This window comes from Sphaerisporangium fuscum, from assembly GCF_018531465.1.
Lineage (GTDB): Bacteria > Actinomycetota > Actinomycetes > Streptosporangiales > Streptosporangiaceae > Sphaerisporangium > Sphaerisporangium fuscum.
Genome location: NZ_JAHDTF010000014.1, coordinates 79,448 through 93,529, shown reverse-complemented (window position 1 = coordinate 93,529; position 14,082 = coordinate 79,448). Strand labels below are relative to the sequence as shown.

11 protein-coding genes are annotated in these 14,082 nt (G+C 70.6%); 5 read left to right on the top strand and 6 right to left on the bottom strand.

The window, feature by feature from the left end; translation table 11 throughout:
* The first annotated feature begins 9 nt into the window (after window positions 1-9).
* Both KIK05_RS18175 and KIK05_RS18170 read left to right on the top strand, forming a co-directional pair.
* A complete protein-coding gene (locus tag KIK05_RS18175; RefSeq protein WP_214411925.1) occupies window positions 10-1,005 on the top strand; it encodes a hypothetical protein in 996 nt (331 codons plus the stop codon).
* Between the two features lie 196 nt (window positions 1,006-1,201).
* A complete protein-coding gene (locus KIK05_RS18170) occupies window positions 1,202-2,395 on the top strand; it encodes a cation:proton antiporter (protein ID WP_214411924.1) in 1,194 nt (397 codons plus the stop codon).
* Here KIK05_RS18170 and KIK05_RS18165 read toward each other — a convergent pair.
* The 4 genes from KIK05_RS18165 to KIK05_RS18150 all read right to left on the bottom strand — a co-directional run bounded on the left by KIK05_RS18165 (window position 2,340) and on the right by KIK05_RS18150 (window position 8,744).
* Window positions 2,340-4,658, bottom strand: a complete 2,319-nt coding sequence (locus KIK05_RS18165; RefSeq protein WP_214411923.1) for a hypothetical protein — start codon at window positions 4,656-4,658, stop codon at window positions 2,340-2,342. The two genes, KIK05_RS18170 and KIK05_RS18165, sit on opposite strands and share 56 nt — an antisense overlap.
* Window positions 4,655-5,740, bottom strand: coding sequence for a hypothetical protein (locus KIK05_RS18160; protein ID WP_214411922.1), 1,086 nt, complete (start codon window positions 5,738-5,740; stop codon window positions 4,655-4,657). Before KIK05_RS18160 ends, KIK05_RS18165 begins: the two co-directional genes overlap by 4 nt.
* A complete protein-coding gene (locus KIK05_RS18155; RefSeq protein ID WP_214411921.1) occupies window positions 5,737-6,573 on the bottom strand; it encodes a hypothetical protein in 837 nt (278 codons plus the stop codon). Before KIK05_RS18155 ends, KIK05_RS18160 begins: the two co-directional genes overlap by 4 nt.
* 308 nt (window positions 6,574-6,881) lie before the next feature.
* Complete coding sequence (locus tag KIK05_RS18150; protein WP_250562996.1) at window positions 6,882-8,744, bottom strand: N-acetylmuramoyl-L-alanine amidase; 1,863 nt, start codon at window positions 8,742-8,744, stop codon at window positions 6,882-6,884.
* 285 nt (window positions 8,745-9,029) lie between these two features.
* On the opposite strand from KIK05_RS18150, the gene KIK05_RS18145 reads away from it, so the two are divergent.
* On the top strand, window positions 9,030-9,509 hold the full coding sequence (locus KIK05_RS18145) for a hypothetical protein (protein WP_214411920.1): 480 nt from the start codon (window positions 9,030-9,032) through the stop codon (window positions 9,507-9,509).
* On the opposite strand, the gene KIK05_RS18140 is transcribed toward KIK05_RS18145, so the two are convergent.
* Together KIK05_RS18140 and KIK05_RS18135 are read right to left on the bottom strand one after the other, a co-directional pair.
* On the bottom strand, window positions 9,503-10,807 hold the full coding sequence (locus KIK05_RS18140; RefSeq protein ID WP_214411919.1) for a M20/M25/M40 family metallo-hydrolase: 1,305 nt from the start codon (window positions 10,805-10,807) through the stop codon (window positions 9,503-9,505). The two genes, KIK05_RS18145 and KIK05_RS18140, sit on opposite strands and share 7 nt — an antisense overlap.
* Window positions 10,804-11,796, bottom strand: coding sequence for an Lrp/AsnC family transcriptional regulator (locus KIK05_RS18135; protein WP_214411918.1), 993 nt, complete (start codon window positions 11,794-11,796; stop codon window positions 10,804-10,806). The genes KIK05_RS18140 and KIK05_RS18135 overlap by 4 nt, the downstream gene beginning before the upstream one ends.
* A 112-nt stretch (window positions 11,797-11,908) precedes the next feature.
* On the opposite strand from KIK05_RS18135, the gene KIK05_RS18130 reads away from it, so the two are divergent.
* Together KIK05_RS18130 and KIK05_RS18125 are read left to right on the top strand one after the other, a co-directional pair.
* Window positions 11,909-13,213 (top strand): MFS transporter, encoded by a 1,305-nt coding sequence (locus KIK05_RS18130; protein ID WP_214411917.1) that lies wholly within the window; start codon window positions 11,909-11,911, stop codon window positions 13,211-13,213.
* A gap of 347 nt (window positions 13,214-13,560) precedes the next feature.
* Window positions 13,561-14,043: a hypothetical protein gene (locus tag KIK05_RS18125; protein WP_214411916.1), complete on the top strand. Its 483-nt coding sequence runs from the start codon at window positions 13,561-13,563 to the stop codon at window positions 14,041-14,043.
* The last annotated feature ends 39 nt before the right edge of the window (window positions 14,044-14,082 follow it).

Genomic DNA, 14,082 nt, shown 5'->3' with positions numbered 1-14,082 from the left:
AATCGGCACATGACCTCGGAAACCGCTCAAAGCCGCCATCCGCAGGTCGCCCATGTCATCGCCGCGCCGCACGTGGGCGACGCGCACCGCACGCTGATCGACCGGTGCCGCGACGCCGTCGAGACCAATCCCGCCCTGCACTACGTGTCCCACTTCGGCAGCGGCGTCTTCGACTTCTCGGTCGACGTCCTGCACTTCGCCGAACACCTCGACCGGCTGCGGGGCCCGGTGGAGACGGCCCGCGAGCAGCACCTTCGCGCCTGTCGCCGGCTCGTCGTCCGCGTGGAGGAGTTCGACGCCTCGCTGAAGGCGCTGAACTCCGGCGAGCTGATGCGCACCGTGGTGGAGACCGCGAGCGGGGCGCTGCACTGCGGCCGCCTGCGGTCGGGCGAGTACCTCGTGGGCGCCACGCTGCGTGCCGCCGACACGGCCGCGATGGACGACGGCATGAACGACCTCGTGACGACGATCCGGACGCGGGAGTTCCGCCTGGGGGACGAGCATCCCGGCGGCGACCCCGCCGCCGAACCGCCCGAGATCAAGTCGCCGTCGCAGCCGCACGTCGAGACCGGCCCCGCCCTCGGCCGCGCGCGGGAGGCCGCGCTGCTCGACCTGTGGGCCGGCGCGGTCAACGCCGGCGACCTGCACTACGCCGCGCTCTACCGCGACTGGTCCCCCGCCTACGCCGGGGACGTCTTCGGCGATCCCGCCCTCGGGGTGTGGTTCACCGACATCACGGTCGCCGCCCGCCGGGCCCTCTACAGGGACATCGCCGAGCGGCTGCGCACCGACCTCGCCCGGTTGCGCCACGCGCTGCGGACGGTGCTCGACGACACGGTGCGGCGCCTGGTGCTCGACGTGCAGGCGGGCGCGCTGTACGTCCACTGGCTGGGCCCGGCGCCGGGCGACTTCGTGCTCGGTGTCACCCTGCTGCAGGACAAGGTGGCCACCGCCGAGCGCCGGCTGACCGCGCTGACCGACGCCGTACGATCGGTGCTGCCGTGACCCCTGAATGACACGGCGGAGATTCGGTCATGTGCGTTTCCCTGGGAAATCGGCGGACAATTCCAGCGCTTTTCCCATAACGCTTCGTGGATCGACGGCCGCCCGCTGATAACGGTGGTCACAGGTGATGGGCGTACCTAGAATTGTGGCTCGGTGCGGCGATCAGAGATCCTCTTCGGAGGGCTGGAGGACACCCGTGAAGGTGCTCATCCGAAGTGTCGAGTCGCCGGTGGGGCGCCTGGTGGCCGTCCTCGTCGTCGCGCTCGCGGGCCTCGGCGTCGCCCGGCTGTACGACGTCGGCGATCTCGGCGCCGCGCCCTGGTACATCTGGGGGGTCAGCGCCCTGCTGGCCGTCGGGTTGTACGGCAGCGCGTCCGGCATTCCACGCGACGCGGTGCGAGACCTGCACACCGTCGTCCTCGCGGTGACCGTCGGCGTGATGCTGAAGACGGCGCTGATCGCGGTGGTGATGTATCTCGCCTCGGGCAGCCGCCCGGAGACGATGATCCTCGGCGTCGCCGTCGCGCAGATCGACCCGCTCTCGGTCGCCGCGCTGGTCGGCCGGTCGCGGATGTCCCAGCGCGCGAAGTCGCTGCTGCTGGCCTGGGCCTCCTTCGACGACCCGATCACGGCGCTTCTCACGATCTACCTCGTGACCTTCACCCTCGGCCGCGGGAGCGGGCCCACGGGAGGAGTCTCCGCCTACGCCCTCGACCTGGCGCTGAACCTCGCCTTCGCCGGCGTGGTCTGGGCCCTGTGGCTCCTCGCCCGCAGGCTCGTCCCCCCACGCGCGAACGCATTCCCCACCTGGTTCCGGGTGGTGGCGGTGCTGGTCCTCGCGGGCCTGGTCGCGGTCGCCGCCTGGCGGTTCCTCATGCTCGGCATCGCCCTCGTCGGGCTGTTCTACCGGCCCGGGATCTCGGCCCTGGCCGAGCGGGTGACGACCGGTGCCTTCTTCCTGGCGACGCTGGCGCTCGGCGCGCTGCTGTCCGGCGGCGTCGACCTGCGGCTCGGCGTGGTCCTCGGCGTCGCGGCCTTCGCCGCGCAGATCGTCGTCGGCACGCTCATCGCCTGGCACCTCTCGCGGGTCGACCGCGTCTACCTCGCGCTCGGCCAGCAGAACGGCATCACCGCGGTGATCCTCGCGCTCGCCCTGGAGCCGTACCTGCCCTATGCCGTGAGCGTGGTGGCCCCGGCGATCCTCACCGTCAACGTGCTGAACATCGCGACGAACGCCGCCTGGGACCGGCGGCGCGAAAGGGCCGAGATCGAGACGGCCACGGCGCAGGCCCTCACGTCTCCCGACCCCGTCAGGACCGGCCCGGTGCCGGTCGTCAGGAGCGCACGAAAGTCATCGCCGACTCGAAGACGCGCTCGCCGAGCCCGATGAGGGCCTCCTGGGCCTCGGCCCGGTGGAACGACCGGTACGCCTGCTCCAGCGGCCCGGGTTCGGCCGCGTACGGGCCGAACGCGGCCAGGCTTTCGAGCCTGAACACCGGCAGCATCTCCGCCGTGATCTCGTAGCTGCGGCAGATCGCCCGCAGCCCGCGTTCCTGCGCGGGAGTGGGCGCCGGGCCGTCGGGCGTCGGCTTCGCCTGCCGGATCCAGTCGCCGACGCTGTCGCGGAAGGCCTCCAGCAGCTTGTGCAGCAGTACGGCGACCCCCACGGCCTGGAACTGGTCGGAGGTGAAGCCGAGCCGGCGCGGTCGTATCCCCTCGTCCCCCGGGCCGGCGGCGTCCAGGCCGAACACCTGCCTGAACGCCGGTGGTACCCCGCCCATCACGCCCACCGCGTCGAAGGCCCGGTCGAAGTGGCGCCGCACCTCCTGGGGAAGCCGGACGCGGGCGGCGGAACCCTCGTCCCCCGCGGCGAGGTCACCGGCCTCCGCGACGGCCTGAAGGACCTCGCCGAGCCTCGCCCCCGTCGAGCCTTCGAGCCGCTCCACGCGGCCCTCGACGCGCTGCAGGCAGTCGAGGACGGCGGTCTGCTGGTAGGCGATGCCCTCCAGGCGCTGCCGCAGCACCTGCAGCACGCTGTCGCGGCCGCTCGCCTCCAGCCGGGCCACCAGGTCGGCGACGGCCCGCCGCATCGTCGAGCGGAAGTGCTTGTCGCTGTAGACGATGGGCTGGGTGACGGTGATGCCCGCCAGCCGCTGCCGCAGCGGCGCGGAGATGTAGCCGTTCACCACCACCAGCACCTCGCACGGGGCCGAGCCGGTGTCGGCGCGGGCGGCCTCCACGACGCGTTTGAGCCGGTCGACCTGGTCGTCGAGCATCACCGAGTCGGTGGTCAGCACCGCCACCGCCGAGCCGCTCTGCCCCACGAGGATCCAGTAGTCGACCATCTCGGCGTCGCGGCCGGGCCTGCGGGCGAACCGCGTCTCGCTGCGTTCGAAACGCCACGCCCCCGCCTCCAGGATGCCCTCGATCGAGGCCCGGATGTCGTCGCGCGTCGCCACCTCGAAGGCCTCGCGTACGGCGGTGCGCACCACGACCTCGTCGACGACCCCGCGCGGCCCGCGCGCCGCCACCTCCCAGGCGTGATGGCAGAGCTTCAACGTCCTGCGGGGCACGCCACCGGCCAGCTTGCGGATGTACCTCACCGACTGCCGGGTGAACGGCGACAGGTCCCCGGGCGGCGCCCCCTCCTCGGGATGGAGGTAGCGGCCGACCAGCTCCACCGTCTCGTCGTCGGTCAGCGGGCTCGGGCGGATCGGCAGGATGCGCTCGTGGAGGCTCTCGCCGAACTCGCTCAGCGCCTCGGGCAGCACGCAGAACACCAGGAGCCCGCCCACGCTGACGTACACGTTGACGAGCTTCTCGAAGTTCTGCATGAAGTCGGTGCGCCGGTCGTAGGGCCAGTCGAGGACCTTCTCCAGCATGTCGACGATGAAGACGAACCGGCGTCCCGCGTGGCCGTACAGGAAGGCGAAGACGGCGAGCGCGTCGAACACCGAGCTCACGCTGTCGATCGGCGCGTCGATGCCGCGCTCGCGCAGCACGTCGCCGGGGGGATGGCCCATCAGCCACTCCCACACGTGGTCCTGGAACTCGGGGAACTGCAGGAGGGCGAGAGCCCGCGCGAACTTGGCGTGCTCGGTCAGCACCTGCAGGCGCCGCTCCAGGTCGCGGCGGATCGCCGCCTCCGACAGGGCGTACGCCTCGATCACCGCCTGCGGATCGAGGTGGCGGTCGCGCAGCCCGTCGGCCACCTCGCGCAGCGACCGCGCCTGGTCGAGGCTCTCGGCGGTGACGTCGGCGTAGTAGTCGAGCAGGACGTCGTAGAACGCGGCCTTCTGGTCCTTCAGGTCGCTGACCAGCCGGTCGCGGTAGATCGCCCCGAAGTCCCACACCGGCTCGTCGATGAGCCACAGCAGCGGTTCGGACGGGTCGGCGGTCACGGCCAGCGCCAGCCCGCGCGCGATGTGGCTCTTGCCGGTGCCGAAGTCGCCCACCAGCGCCAGGGCGCGCCCCCGGGACGGCACACGTTGCTCGAGGTACCCGCTCAGCTGGTGGCGCACGGCGCGGACGGCGTCGGTCTCGACGGTCAGGGGACGGCCGGGCGCCACGCTCCCGCCGGTCGCGAACAGGTCGTACGAGCCGCTCAGCCGCGCGACCGGGACCACGGGAAACGGGTTGTCCTCGGCGTTCACCCCTGTGATCCCCTTCCACGTCGAGGCCGCGGGCGGCGTAGCAGCCGCGGGTCGTTTCGCCGCTGCTCTTCGAGGGTCTTGAAGTCGTCGCCGGAGATCTCGTTTCGCCCGTCGCGCCGGACGATCTCACCCAGCTGGAAGAACGAGTCCTGCAGCCGTCGCACGGTCTCATAGTGAACATCGGGCGCCACACCGGCCAGAGTCCCTGGGGCTATGATGACGTGCTCCTGGGGCAGGCCGGGACGCGACATGCGAGACCTGACGAAGCTTTCGCAGTCGGCGTCGTCGAGCCGCCCGATCGACAGGTGGGTCACCAGATTCCGCTCCTCCCACGAGAGCGTGGGCGCCATCGACGTCATCACGTCGGGTTCCGCGGTCTCGGCGAAGAAGACGATGCGCCGGTCGCTGAAATTGAGATAAGAGCGCAGGAAATCGACGTGCAACTGGCGGGTCCCGAGCCTGACGAAAGGCAGGATCACGAGCATGAAGTGCTCCCTGTCGCACAGGAAGTCGCTGAGCTCCTGGTACAGGTCGACCAGCTCCCCGCTCGTGTCGCTCGCCAGCTCTTCGAGCTGGGCCGCCGGGTTCGAAAGCTGTTTCCGGACGTCCCCGACGACCCTTTTGAATATTTTCTGGTTTATCGCGTCGAGAGGGCACAACTGCCCCTTGTTATCGTACGCAACTCTGCGCGCCTCGTCGCTGAGATCGACCACGCTCACACCGGGAACCGGCGGCCGGAGCGCCCACTTGTCGCCGGCCGCCCCCTGGTCGGGATCGACGCCGAGGGCCCCGGCCAGGCCGCGCTGCAGGATGTACACACAGCGGTGGATCAGCGCCGTCTTCCCGCTGCCCTCGACGCCGGACACCACGACCAGCCGTCCGGTGGCGGCGAGCTCGTCCACGTCCGCGGCCTGCTCGCAGAACTCCTCGAACGCCTGCTGGGTGTGGTCCACCGGCACGTACAGGTCCCAGTGGCCGCGGTAGCGCCAGGGGCACAGCGGGCTGCCGTTGACGTACCGCAGCTCGCTCGTGCCGCCCACCCGGTTCAGGACCACGGGGATGCCGAAGGTGTTGACCGTCACCCGCGCACCTCCGGGGCCTGCGGCAAAGGTCGGCGCGCGGACCGGCGGAACGGGCGCGGGAACGGCCGGCCGTCGTCTCGGATGAGTGCCTCCGTCTCCCCGACGGTCTCGGCGACGCGCCGCAGTTCACGCCCCCGCAGCGCCACGCGCTCGGCGTGGTTCGGCGGGGCGCCCTCGCCGCCGGGGGCGACGGGCAGCGCGGCGAGGATGCGGTCGACGCGTTCGTGACCGCCTCGGGCGTGCCGGACCTTCTCCAGCTCCGCGGCCAGCTCGAACGCCGTACGGGACACCTCGGCGTCGGACGTGCCCGGGTCGTCGACCCAGGCGTCGACGTAGTCGTGGGCCGCGAGCCGGTAGCGGGCGGCCGCGCGGCGCAGCTCCTCGCGCTGCTGCTGCCGCCGGTTGGCCCGCGCGTCCAGCCGCTGCACGGCGAGGGTCAGCAGCGATCCGGCGACCAGCGGGAGCACGACGTCGAGCGCCGAGAGAAGGGGGTTCGGCTCGTCGGCGGGCTTCAGCTGGGGGACGGTCGCCATCAGGGCCGAGCAGGCACGCGCGAAGTCGTCCGGAGCGGCGCGGCGCCACTCCTCCACGGTGTACTGACGCGAGCGGATGCTCAGGTCGTGCATGGAGTCGGCCATCGGCTGCACGAGTTCGAGGCTCGCCGCGGCCGCCACCAGTTGCGCCCGGTGCGCGGCGGACAGGCAGTAGACGCGCTGGAGATCGTCGTCAGCCCCGTCGCCGGCCGCCGCCGCCCGCGGCGCGCCGAGCACCGCGAGAACGCAGAAGACCAGCGTCGCGAATCGGAAGAGCGCCGCCCCACGCGGCATCCGCATGCCACCACCCCTGTCCGGTCCAACTGTGAAAGTTAGTGCCGTCAGAGGGCGGAGAAAACGCTGTCGGTGAATGCGGTATGACACCGTGATATGGGCGCTTCCGCGGCCACCTGTGACAGACGCCGGCAGGCGGACGGGTATCGGCCGAATTCGCGCGGCCGGCCCATTGATGATGCTCCATTTTGTCGATTACGGACGACTCGGTCCTGGTCGCGTTCCCTGGCGGATCTCCGGACGCCCCCGCGACGTCTCCCCGAAGGGCATCCTCCCCGGCTAATGAAGGCCCGCGAGGGGCCGGCGCGGTCCGGTCAGCGGGGTCGGCGGATCTTCGAGGGCAGGAGATCGACGTCGGAGGCCCTGACGAAGGCCACCCGGTGGCCGTACTGGATCTGGTAGTAGAGGGTGCGGCCCTTGACCACGCGGTGGTCGGCCGGGTCGAAGCTCGTCGAGTAGTAGTACTCCCCCCGGGTGGCGAGGCCGACGGAGTACCGCTGCCCCTGCGGGATCGAGTACTGCAGGGGGACGATCTCCTGCACCGGCACGTCCTTCGGGTACGCCTCCGGCTCGGGGAAGGCCCTGCCGTACACCGGCGTCGCCGCCATGCCCGCCTTCGGGGTCACGACCAGGCCGGTGGCGTTCACGGCCGTCGGGCTGTCCTCGGGGTTGCGGAACCAGGCGAGCTGGCCGAGGTACCAGATGGCCGTCCAGTCGCCGCGCCGCGCGGCCAGGGCGTACTGCTGGCCGGTGGTGGCGCGGGCGCCGTGGTCGTAGACGTCGTAGGTGGACTCGCCGACCGCCTTACGGCCGATGTCCCTGACCAGCGGCGCGTCCTCGCTCGGCTCGGTGTGCAGCCACACCGACGCCGAGCCGTGCGGCGGGCAGTCTTCTCCGGCCTTGGCGCAGCCGGTGTAGCGCGGCCGGTGGTCGTCGTAGCCGGTCGTGATCGTGACCAGGCCCCCGCGCGGCCCGGCGGTGGGCACGAAGGGGTGGCGCAGCAGCTCGAAGTAGTGTCCCCAGTCCCAGTACGGCCCCGGGTCGACGTGCATGCCCGCGACGTTCTTCGCCAGCGTCCCCGGCACGTTGTCGTGGCCGAGGATGTGCGCCCGGTCGAGCGGGATGTCGAACCGCTTGGCCAGGTAGCGCACCAGGCGGGCCGAGCTGCGGTACATCGCCTCGGTGTACCAGGCACCGCCCTTGGCCAGGAAGCCCTCGTGCTCGATGCCGATCGACTTGGCGTTGACGTACCAGTTCCCGGAGTGCCAGGCGATGTCCCTGGTCCTGACGTGCTGGGCGACGTGCCCGTCGGAGGAGCGGATCGTGTAGTGCCAGCTGACGTAGGCGGGGTCGGACACGAGCTTGAGGGTGGTGTCGTAGCTCGCCTCGGTGTCGTGGACGACGATGTACTCGATCTTCTGGGTGCGCGGCCGGTCCGAGAGGTCGTGGTTGCCGTAGGTCTTGCCCGGCAGCTCCTGGTACGGCGCCGGGAGCCATTCGCAGGCGAGCTTCTTCGGGCACTCGGCGCCCCGGCCCTCGGTCTCGCCCGGTCCGAGGCGGTCGGCTTGCTCCATGTGCGGAGCGATCTCCGGCGAGGCGGGCAGCGAAACATCCCAGCCGTCGTCGGTGACGCGGCTCGCGCCCTTCCTGATCACCGAGAACACCTCGCCGGCGAACCACCGGGCCGTCCCGGCGTCCCGCGCGCCGGAGTAGCGGGCCACGGCGCCGTACCAGTCGGCGGGATCGGGGCTCGCGCCCAGCCCGAGCCGCCTCTGGTACTCGGCGAGCAGCGCGGCGCCGCCGAGCACGTTGGCGTCCGGGTCCCTGATCAGCCGGTCGGAGGAGAGCCCGGTGAGACGGGCCGCCTCGTCGGCCGTCTGGCCGCCGGGCGCGGAGGACGGCCGCGCGTCCTCGCCCCGGGCGAGGGCCGTACGCGCGTCGGTCAGGTGCATCGGGCCGTAGCCCGCCGTCACGCTGGGGCGGCCGAGGTTGGCGTCCCAGCGTGACTCCAGGTAGGAGACGGCGAGCAGGACGCGCACCGGCACCCCGTACCTCGCCGCGGCCGCCGTGAACGCCTCCTGCCGGGACGGCGACACGGGTGCGGCGCCGGCCGCCCGGGGGAGGGGGAGGAGGAGCGACACCGTCATGCAGGCGGCGACCGCCAGAGTTGTGCGCAATTACCGACCCTTTCCCCCGTCGAGCACGTGCCGGGGGGAGGCGCACCGGCCGACATCACCGCGATCCACCGTACGTGGGCCGTGGCCGGGGGATCTCGTCCCCGCTGATAGGGCGTTTCACGGAGCAACGGGACATCCGGACCGGTCGCCGTCGGGCGTCGGACATCGTCCGAGGCATGATCGCGACTTCTGTCGCCGTCCGGGCGTCCGGCTATCGTGGCGACGGCAAGGTCGCGTAGCCGGGAGAGCCGGCGCCGAAAGCGCTGGGATGAATGCGAGGACGCCGTGAGCTTCGATCTTGGGGTCTGGTACGCGGACCCGCCGATCACCTCCGAGGAGGCCGCGCGCAGGTACGTCTCCCGGCCTGACGACGAAAGCGAGGCCGCCGAGCCCCGCGCGGAGGTGGGGGCCTTCTACGACGCGCTGACCCGCGACCTGCCCGACCTCACCGCCGACAACTACGAGACCTCGCCGTGGTCCACGCCGCTGACCGTGGGCGAGGATTTCGTGGTGATGCGGGTGGTGTTCCCCCGCGCGGCCGAGGTCTGCCGCGTGGTGCTGCCCCTGGTCGACGAGCACGGCCTGGTGTGCTTCGATCCCGAGGCGGAGCTCCTGCGCGAGGAGTTCGACATGATGGACAAGGTACGTTTCACGGCCGGTGACGCGACGGTGGTGCTGGCCCCCGACTTCGAGGACATACTGCGCGAATCAGGGGAGCCGGCGCAGGACGTCCTCGACCCCGGGGGACCGCGGCACGATCAGTAGCTCGTCAGCAGCCGGTCGAGCACCCGCGTGCCGAACTGCAGGGCGTCCACCGGCACCCGCTCGTCGACGCCGTGGAACATCGCCGCGAAGTCCATCTCCGCGGGCAGCCGCAGCGGGACGAAGCCGAAGCCCCTGATGTTCAGGTCGGCGAAGAACGTCTTGTTGTCGGTGCCGCCCGACATGCAGTACGGCACGGCCCGCGCCGTCGGGTCCTCCGCCTTCAGCGCCGCGATCATCGACTCGACCAGGGCGCCGTCGAACGTCGTCTCCAGCGCGATGTCGTGGTGGACGAACTCCCGGCGCACGTTCGGCCCGAGCAGCTCGTCCACGGTGGCGAAGAACTCCTCCTCGAAGCCCGGCAGGAACCGGCCGTCCACGACCGCGCTCGCCTGGCCGGGGATGACGTTGGCCTTGTACCCGGCCTCGAGCATGGTGGGGTTGAGGGTGTGGTTCAGGGTCGCGCCGACGAACCTGGCCAGCGGGCCGATCGCGTCGATGATCGCCGAGGGGTCCTGCGGGTCGAACGGCAGCCCGAAGGCGTCGGCGACCTCCGACAGGAAGCGGTGCACGGTCGGGGTCAGCTTGATCGGCCACTGGTGGGAGCCGATCCGGGCCACCGCCTTGGCGACCTCGGTGACGGCGTTGTCGGCGTTGAGCATCGAGCCGTGCCCGGCGGTGCCGTCGGCGACCAGGCGCATCCAGGCCAGGCCCTTCTGCGCCGTCTCGATCAGGTAGAGCCGCAGCGAGGGGTCGACCTCCAGGGAGTAGCCGCCGACCTCGCTGATGGCGTGGTCGACCCCCTCGAACAGCCCCGGGTGCTTGGCGGTCATGTACTTGGCGCCGTACTCGCCGCCCGCCTCCTCGTCGGCGAGCCAGGCGAACACCACGTCCCGCCGGGGCCTGCGGCCCTCGGTCACCATCTGCCGCAGGACGGCCAGCATCATGGCGTCCATGTCCTTCATGTCGACCGCGCCGCGGCCCCAGATGTAGCCGTCGCGGACCTCGCCGGCGAACGGGTCGACGCTCCAGTCGGCGGCGTTGGCCGGGACGACGTCCAGGTGGCCGTGGACCAGCAGGCCGGGCAGGCCGGGCTCGGAGCCCTCGATCCTGGTGACGACGTTGCCGCGGCCCGGCGCGCTCTCGACGTAGGTCGCCTCGACGCCGACCTCGGCGAGCCTGGCCATCACCACCTCGGCCGCGGCGCGTTCACCGGGGCCGCTGCCGTCTCCGTAGTTGCTGCTGTCGACGCGGATGAGCTCGGTGCAGAGCTCGGCTACCTCGATCTCGGCGGGGGTCATCGGTACTCCAAGGTGAGCAGGCCGGACTTGCGCAGGTGACCGCGCTTGTAGGCGCGGGTGATCAGTGTGACGTTGACATCGGTGACGTCGTCGAGCGGGCCGACGACGGTCGTGAGGAAACGGTAGAGCTCCGCCTCGTGGGCCGCGACGACCTGGACGATCATCGTGTGCGTCCCGGAGGTGGCGGCGCAGTAGCGCACGCTCGGGTGGCCGGCGAGGGTCTGCCCCACCGTGTCCAGGCCGTGGGCCCGCACCGAGAGCCAGAGCTGGGCCTCCACCTCCAGGCCGAGCAGGGCGGGCTCCACCTCCGCGCGCAGGTGCACCACGGCGCGTTCGAGCAGCGCCGCGACCCGGCGGCGGGCGGTCGGCACCGAGACGTCCAGCTTCTGGGCGAGCGCGGTGAACCCGATGCGGCCGTCGGCGGCCAGCAGGGCGACGACCTCCTTGTCGGACGCGGTCAGCTCCACGCGTTCCGGCAGCGGAGCCGCCGGCGCGGGCGCGCTCGCCTTCAGCCGCGCGACCTCCTCCTCGGTGAGGTAGGGCGCGTGCCACTCGGCCACGGTCTGGAAGGTGTGCAGGACGACCTGGGTGCGGGTCTGCGCGATGCCGGGCGTGGCGGGGATCTGCGTGGTCAGGATCTCGTGCAGAAGCTCCCTGGACGGGGCCACGAGCTCGCAGCCCAGGTCGGCGGAACCGGTGACGGCGTACACCGAACGGGTGTCCGGGCGCGCGGAGAGCGACTCGGCCACCTGCTCCGCAGTGCAGGGGTTCACCTGGACGTGCAGGTGCATCGGCGTGCCGAGGCCGCAGCGCAGCTCGTCGAGGATGGCGGTGACGCGCACCGCCCCGGTGGCGAGCAGCCGCTGCAGGCGCCGCGCCACCGTCCGTTCGTGCTCGCCGACGGCACCGCCGATTTCGCCCCAGGTCGCACGGGGACCGACCTGGAGGGCGGCCACGAGGCGGCGGTCAAGGTCGTCGAAAGTGGTCACGGCAGCCCGTCATGTGTCGGAAATGTAAAGCAATCTACGGATTATTGACTATTTCTACCAGCTAGCTGCACTCTGTACCACCTGAGGCAATCCCGACAGTTGAGGAGCAACCGTGACGAGCGTCACCCCCAGACAGGCCCCGCTCGGCGTCCCCCGCAGCCGAGTCCGCCAGTTGATGGCCGCCAACATCGGCAACGTGGTCGAGTGGTTCGACTGGTACACCTACTCGTTCTTGGCCGTGTACTTCTCCACCCAGGTGTTCCCCAAGAGCGCGGGCAACAGCCTCGTGCCGTTGTTGAGCTCGTTCGCGGTCTTCGCGGTGGGGTTCTTCATGCGCCCGCTCGGCGGGCTGCTCGTGGGGTCGTTCGCCGACCGGTTCGGACGCAAGGCGGCCATGACGTTCACCATCGTCCTGATGGGCGCGGGGTCGCTGCTGGTGGCGCTCACCCCGACGTACGCCGCCATCGGCGTGCTCGCGCCCGTCATCCTGACGGTGGGACGCCTGACCCAGGGACTCTCCGTCGGCGGTGAGTTCGCCGCGGCCACGACGTTCCTGGTGGAGTCGGCCCCTCCGGGCAGGCGCGGGCTGTTCTCCAGCTTCCAGTACGTCAGCACCACCATCGGCCAGCTGTTCGCCTCCGGCCTGGCCGCCCTGCTGGCCGCCACCCTCAGCGAGGCGCAGATGGGGGCGTGGGGCTGGCGGATCCCCTTCGTCGTCGGCGCGGTCGCCAGCCTCGTCGGACTGTGGATCCGCAGGGGCGCCGAGGAGACCACCACCCTGGCCGAGGACATCAAGCAGGGCGTCGCCGAGAAGCCCAAGCTGTTCGAGTTCCTGGTCCGCTACCCGTCCAAGGCCTTCATGATCGTCGGCATCACGATGGCCGGCACCGTGGCGTACTACACCTGGACGACCTTCCTGCCGACCTACGCCCAGCTCACCGTGAAGTTCGACAAGGCCGAGGCGCTCCAGGTGGGCACCATCTCGCTGCTGTTCTTCATGGTGCTGCAGCCCCTGCTGGGCACGCTGTCGGACAAGATCGGACGCCGGCCCCTGCTCATCGCCTTCGGCCTGGCCTTCACCCTGCTGCCGGTGCCGCTCACACGGATGCTGACCGACTCCTTCGCCAGCCTGCTGCTCGTCCAGTGCGCCGGCATGGTCTTCCTCGGCGGCTTCACCTCGATCTCGGCCGCGGTCAACTCCGAGCTGTTCCCGACCCGCGTGCGCGCGTCCGGCGCCGGCTTCCCGTACTCCCTGACCGTCGCCCTCTTCGGCGGCACCGCCCCCCTCGTCGGCACGGCCCTCATCGACGCCAAGAACGCGGGCGCCTTCGCCTGGTACATGTCGGCCCTCGCCCTGATCTCCACCCTGGTCTACGTCTTCGCCCTGAAGGAGACCAAGGACCAGCCCCTGACATGACCCCTCACTTACCTCCCCCCAAGGGCCGGCCCCCCGACAGCACCCCCCGCTGCCGGAGCACCGGCCCTTTTCGTCATGTATTCGCCGTTTATTTTGGGATAATGGGCCAGAATTAAGGATGGCGGGCTATTCGGTGTTGAAGTTGGTTGTCGCTTTACCGTCGTAATAACATGCGGCCATGCCAACGCATGAACACGAAGCCTTGATCCTGCTATTCAAAAATTGTCCGGATCTGGCGGCTGAATTTCTTCTCGATGCCCTCGGCCTTCCGGTGCCGGAATACAGAGAGGCGAGAGTGGTGCGGGGTGCCGATCGAGATGGGACACCCTGGGTGGACACTCGCTCCGTTGGTCGTCGGACCGGCGGCGGTGCCGATCGTGAGTGATCCCGCACAGGCGGTCGACATGCCAGAGCTGGCAGTGTTGTCGGCGATGGCCCACGGTGGTGACGACGATCCCGAGCCGGTTCTCGAGGCGTTGCTGGCCGCGTTGACGGTCGTCGACGAGCAGCGAGCCCGGCTGTACGCTGATTTCGTGCTGATGGCGCTCCCCGAGGTCGCGCGCAAGCATTTGGAGGACTTGATGGCAGTGGGGACCTACGAGTACCAGAGTGACTTCGCAAGAAAATACGTCGCCGAAGGCAAAGCAGAAGGCAAGGCGGAGGGCAAGGCGGAAGCGCTGCTTGTGATCCTTGCCAGTCGCGGGATTCGCGTTTCAGAAGAAACGCGACAGAATATTCTGGCCTGCACGGACATGGCTCAGCTCGACGAGTGGATCCAGCGTGCGGTGGTGGCGACGGTCGTCGTGTCGGCGGACGAGCTCTTCTCCTGACCGTCCGCGCCGGTGGCGTTGGGGGCGGATGGAGTGTGG

Coding starts and splice junctions, on each gene's coding strand:
- KIK05_RS18175 (WP_214411925.1), top strand. CDS start 10: ATGACCTCGGAAACCGCTCAAAGCCGCCATCCGCAGGTCGCCCATGTC.
- KIK05_RS18155 (WP_214411921.1), bottom strand. CDS start 6,573: ATGCGGATGCCGCGTGGGGCGGCGCTCTTCCGATTCGCGACGCTGGTC.
- KIK05_RS18140 (WP_214411919.1), bottom strand. CDS start 10,807: ATGACCCCCGCCGAGATCGAGGTAGCCGAGCTCTGCACCGAGCTCATC.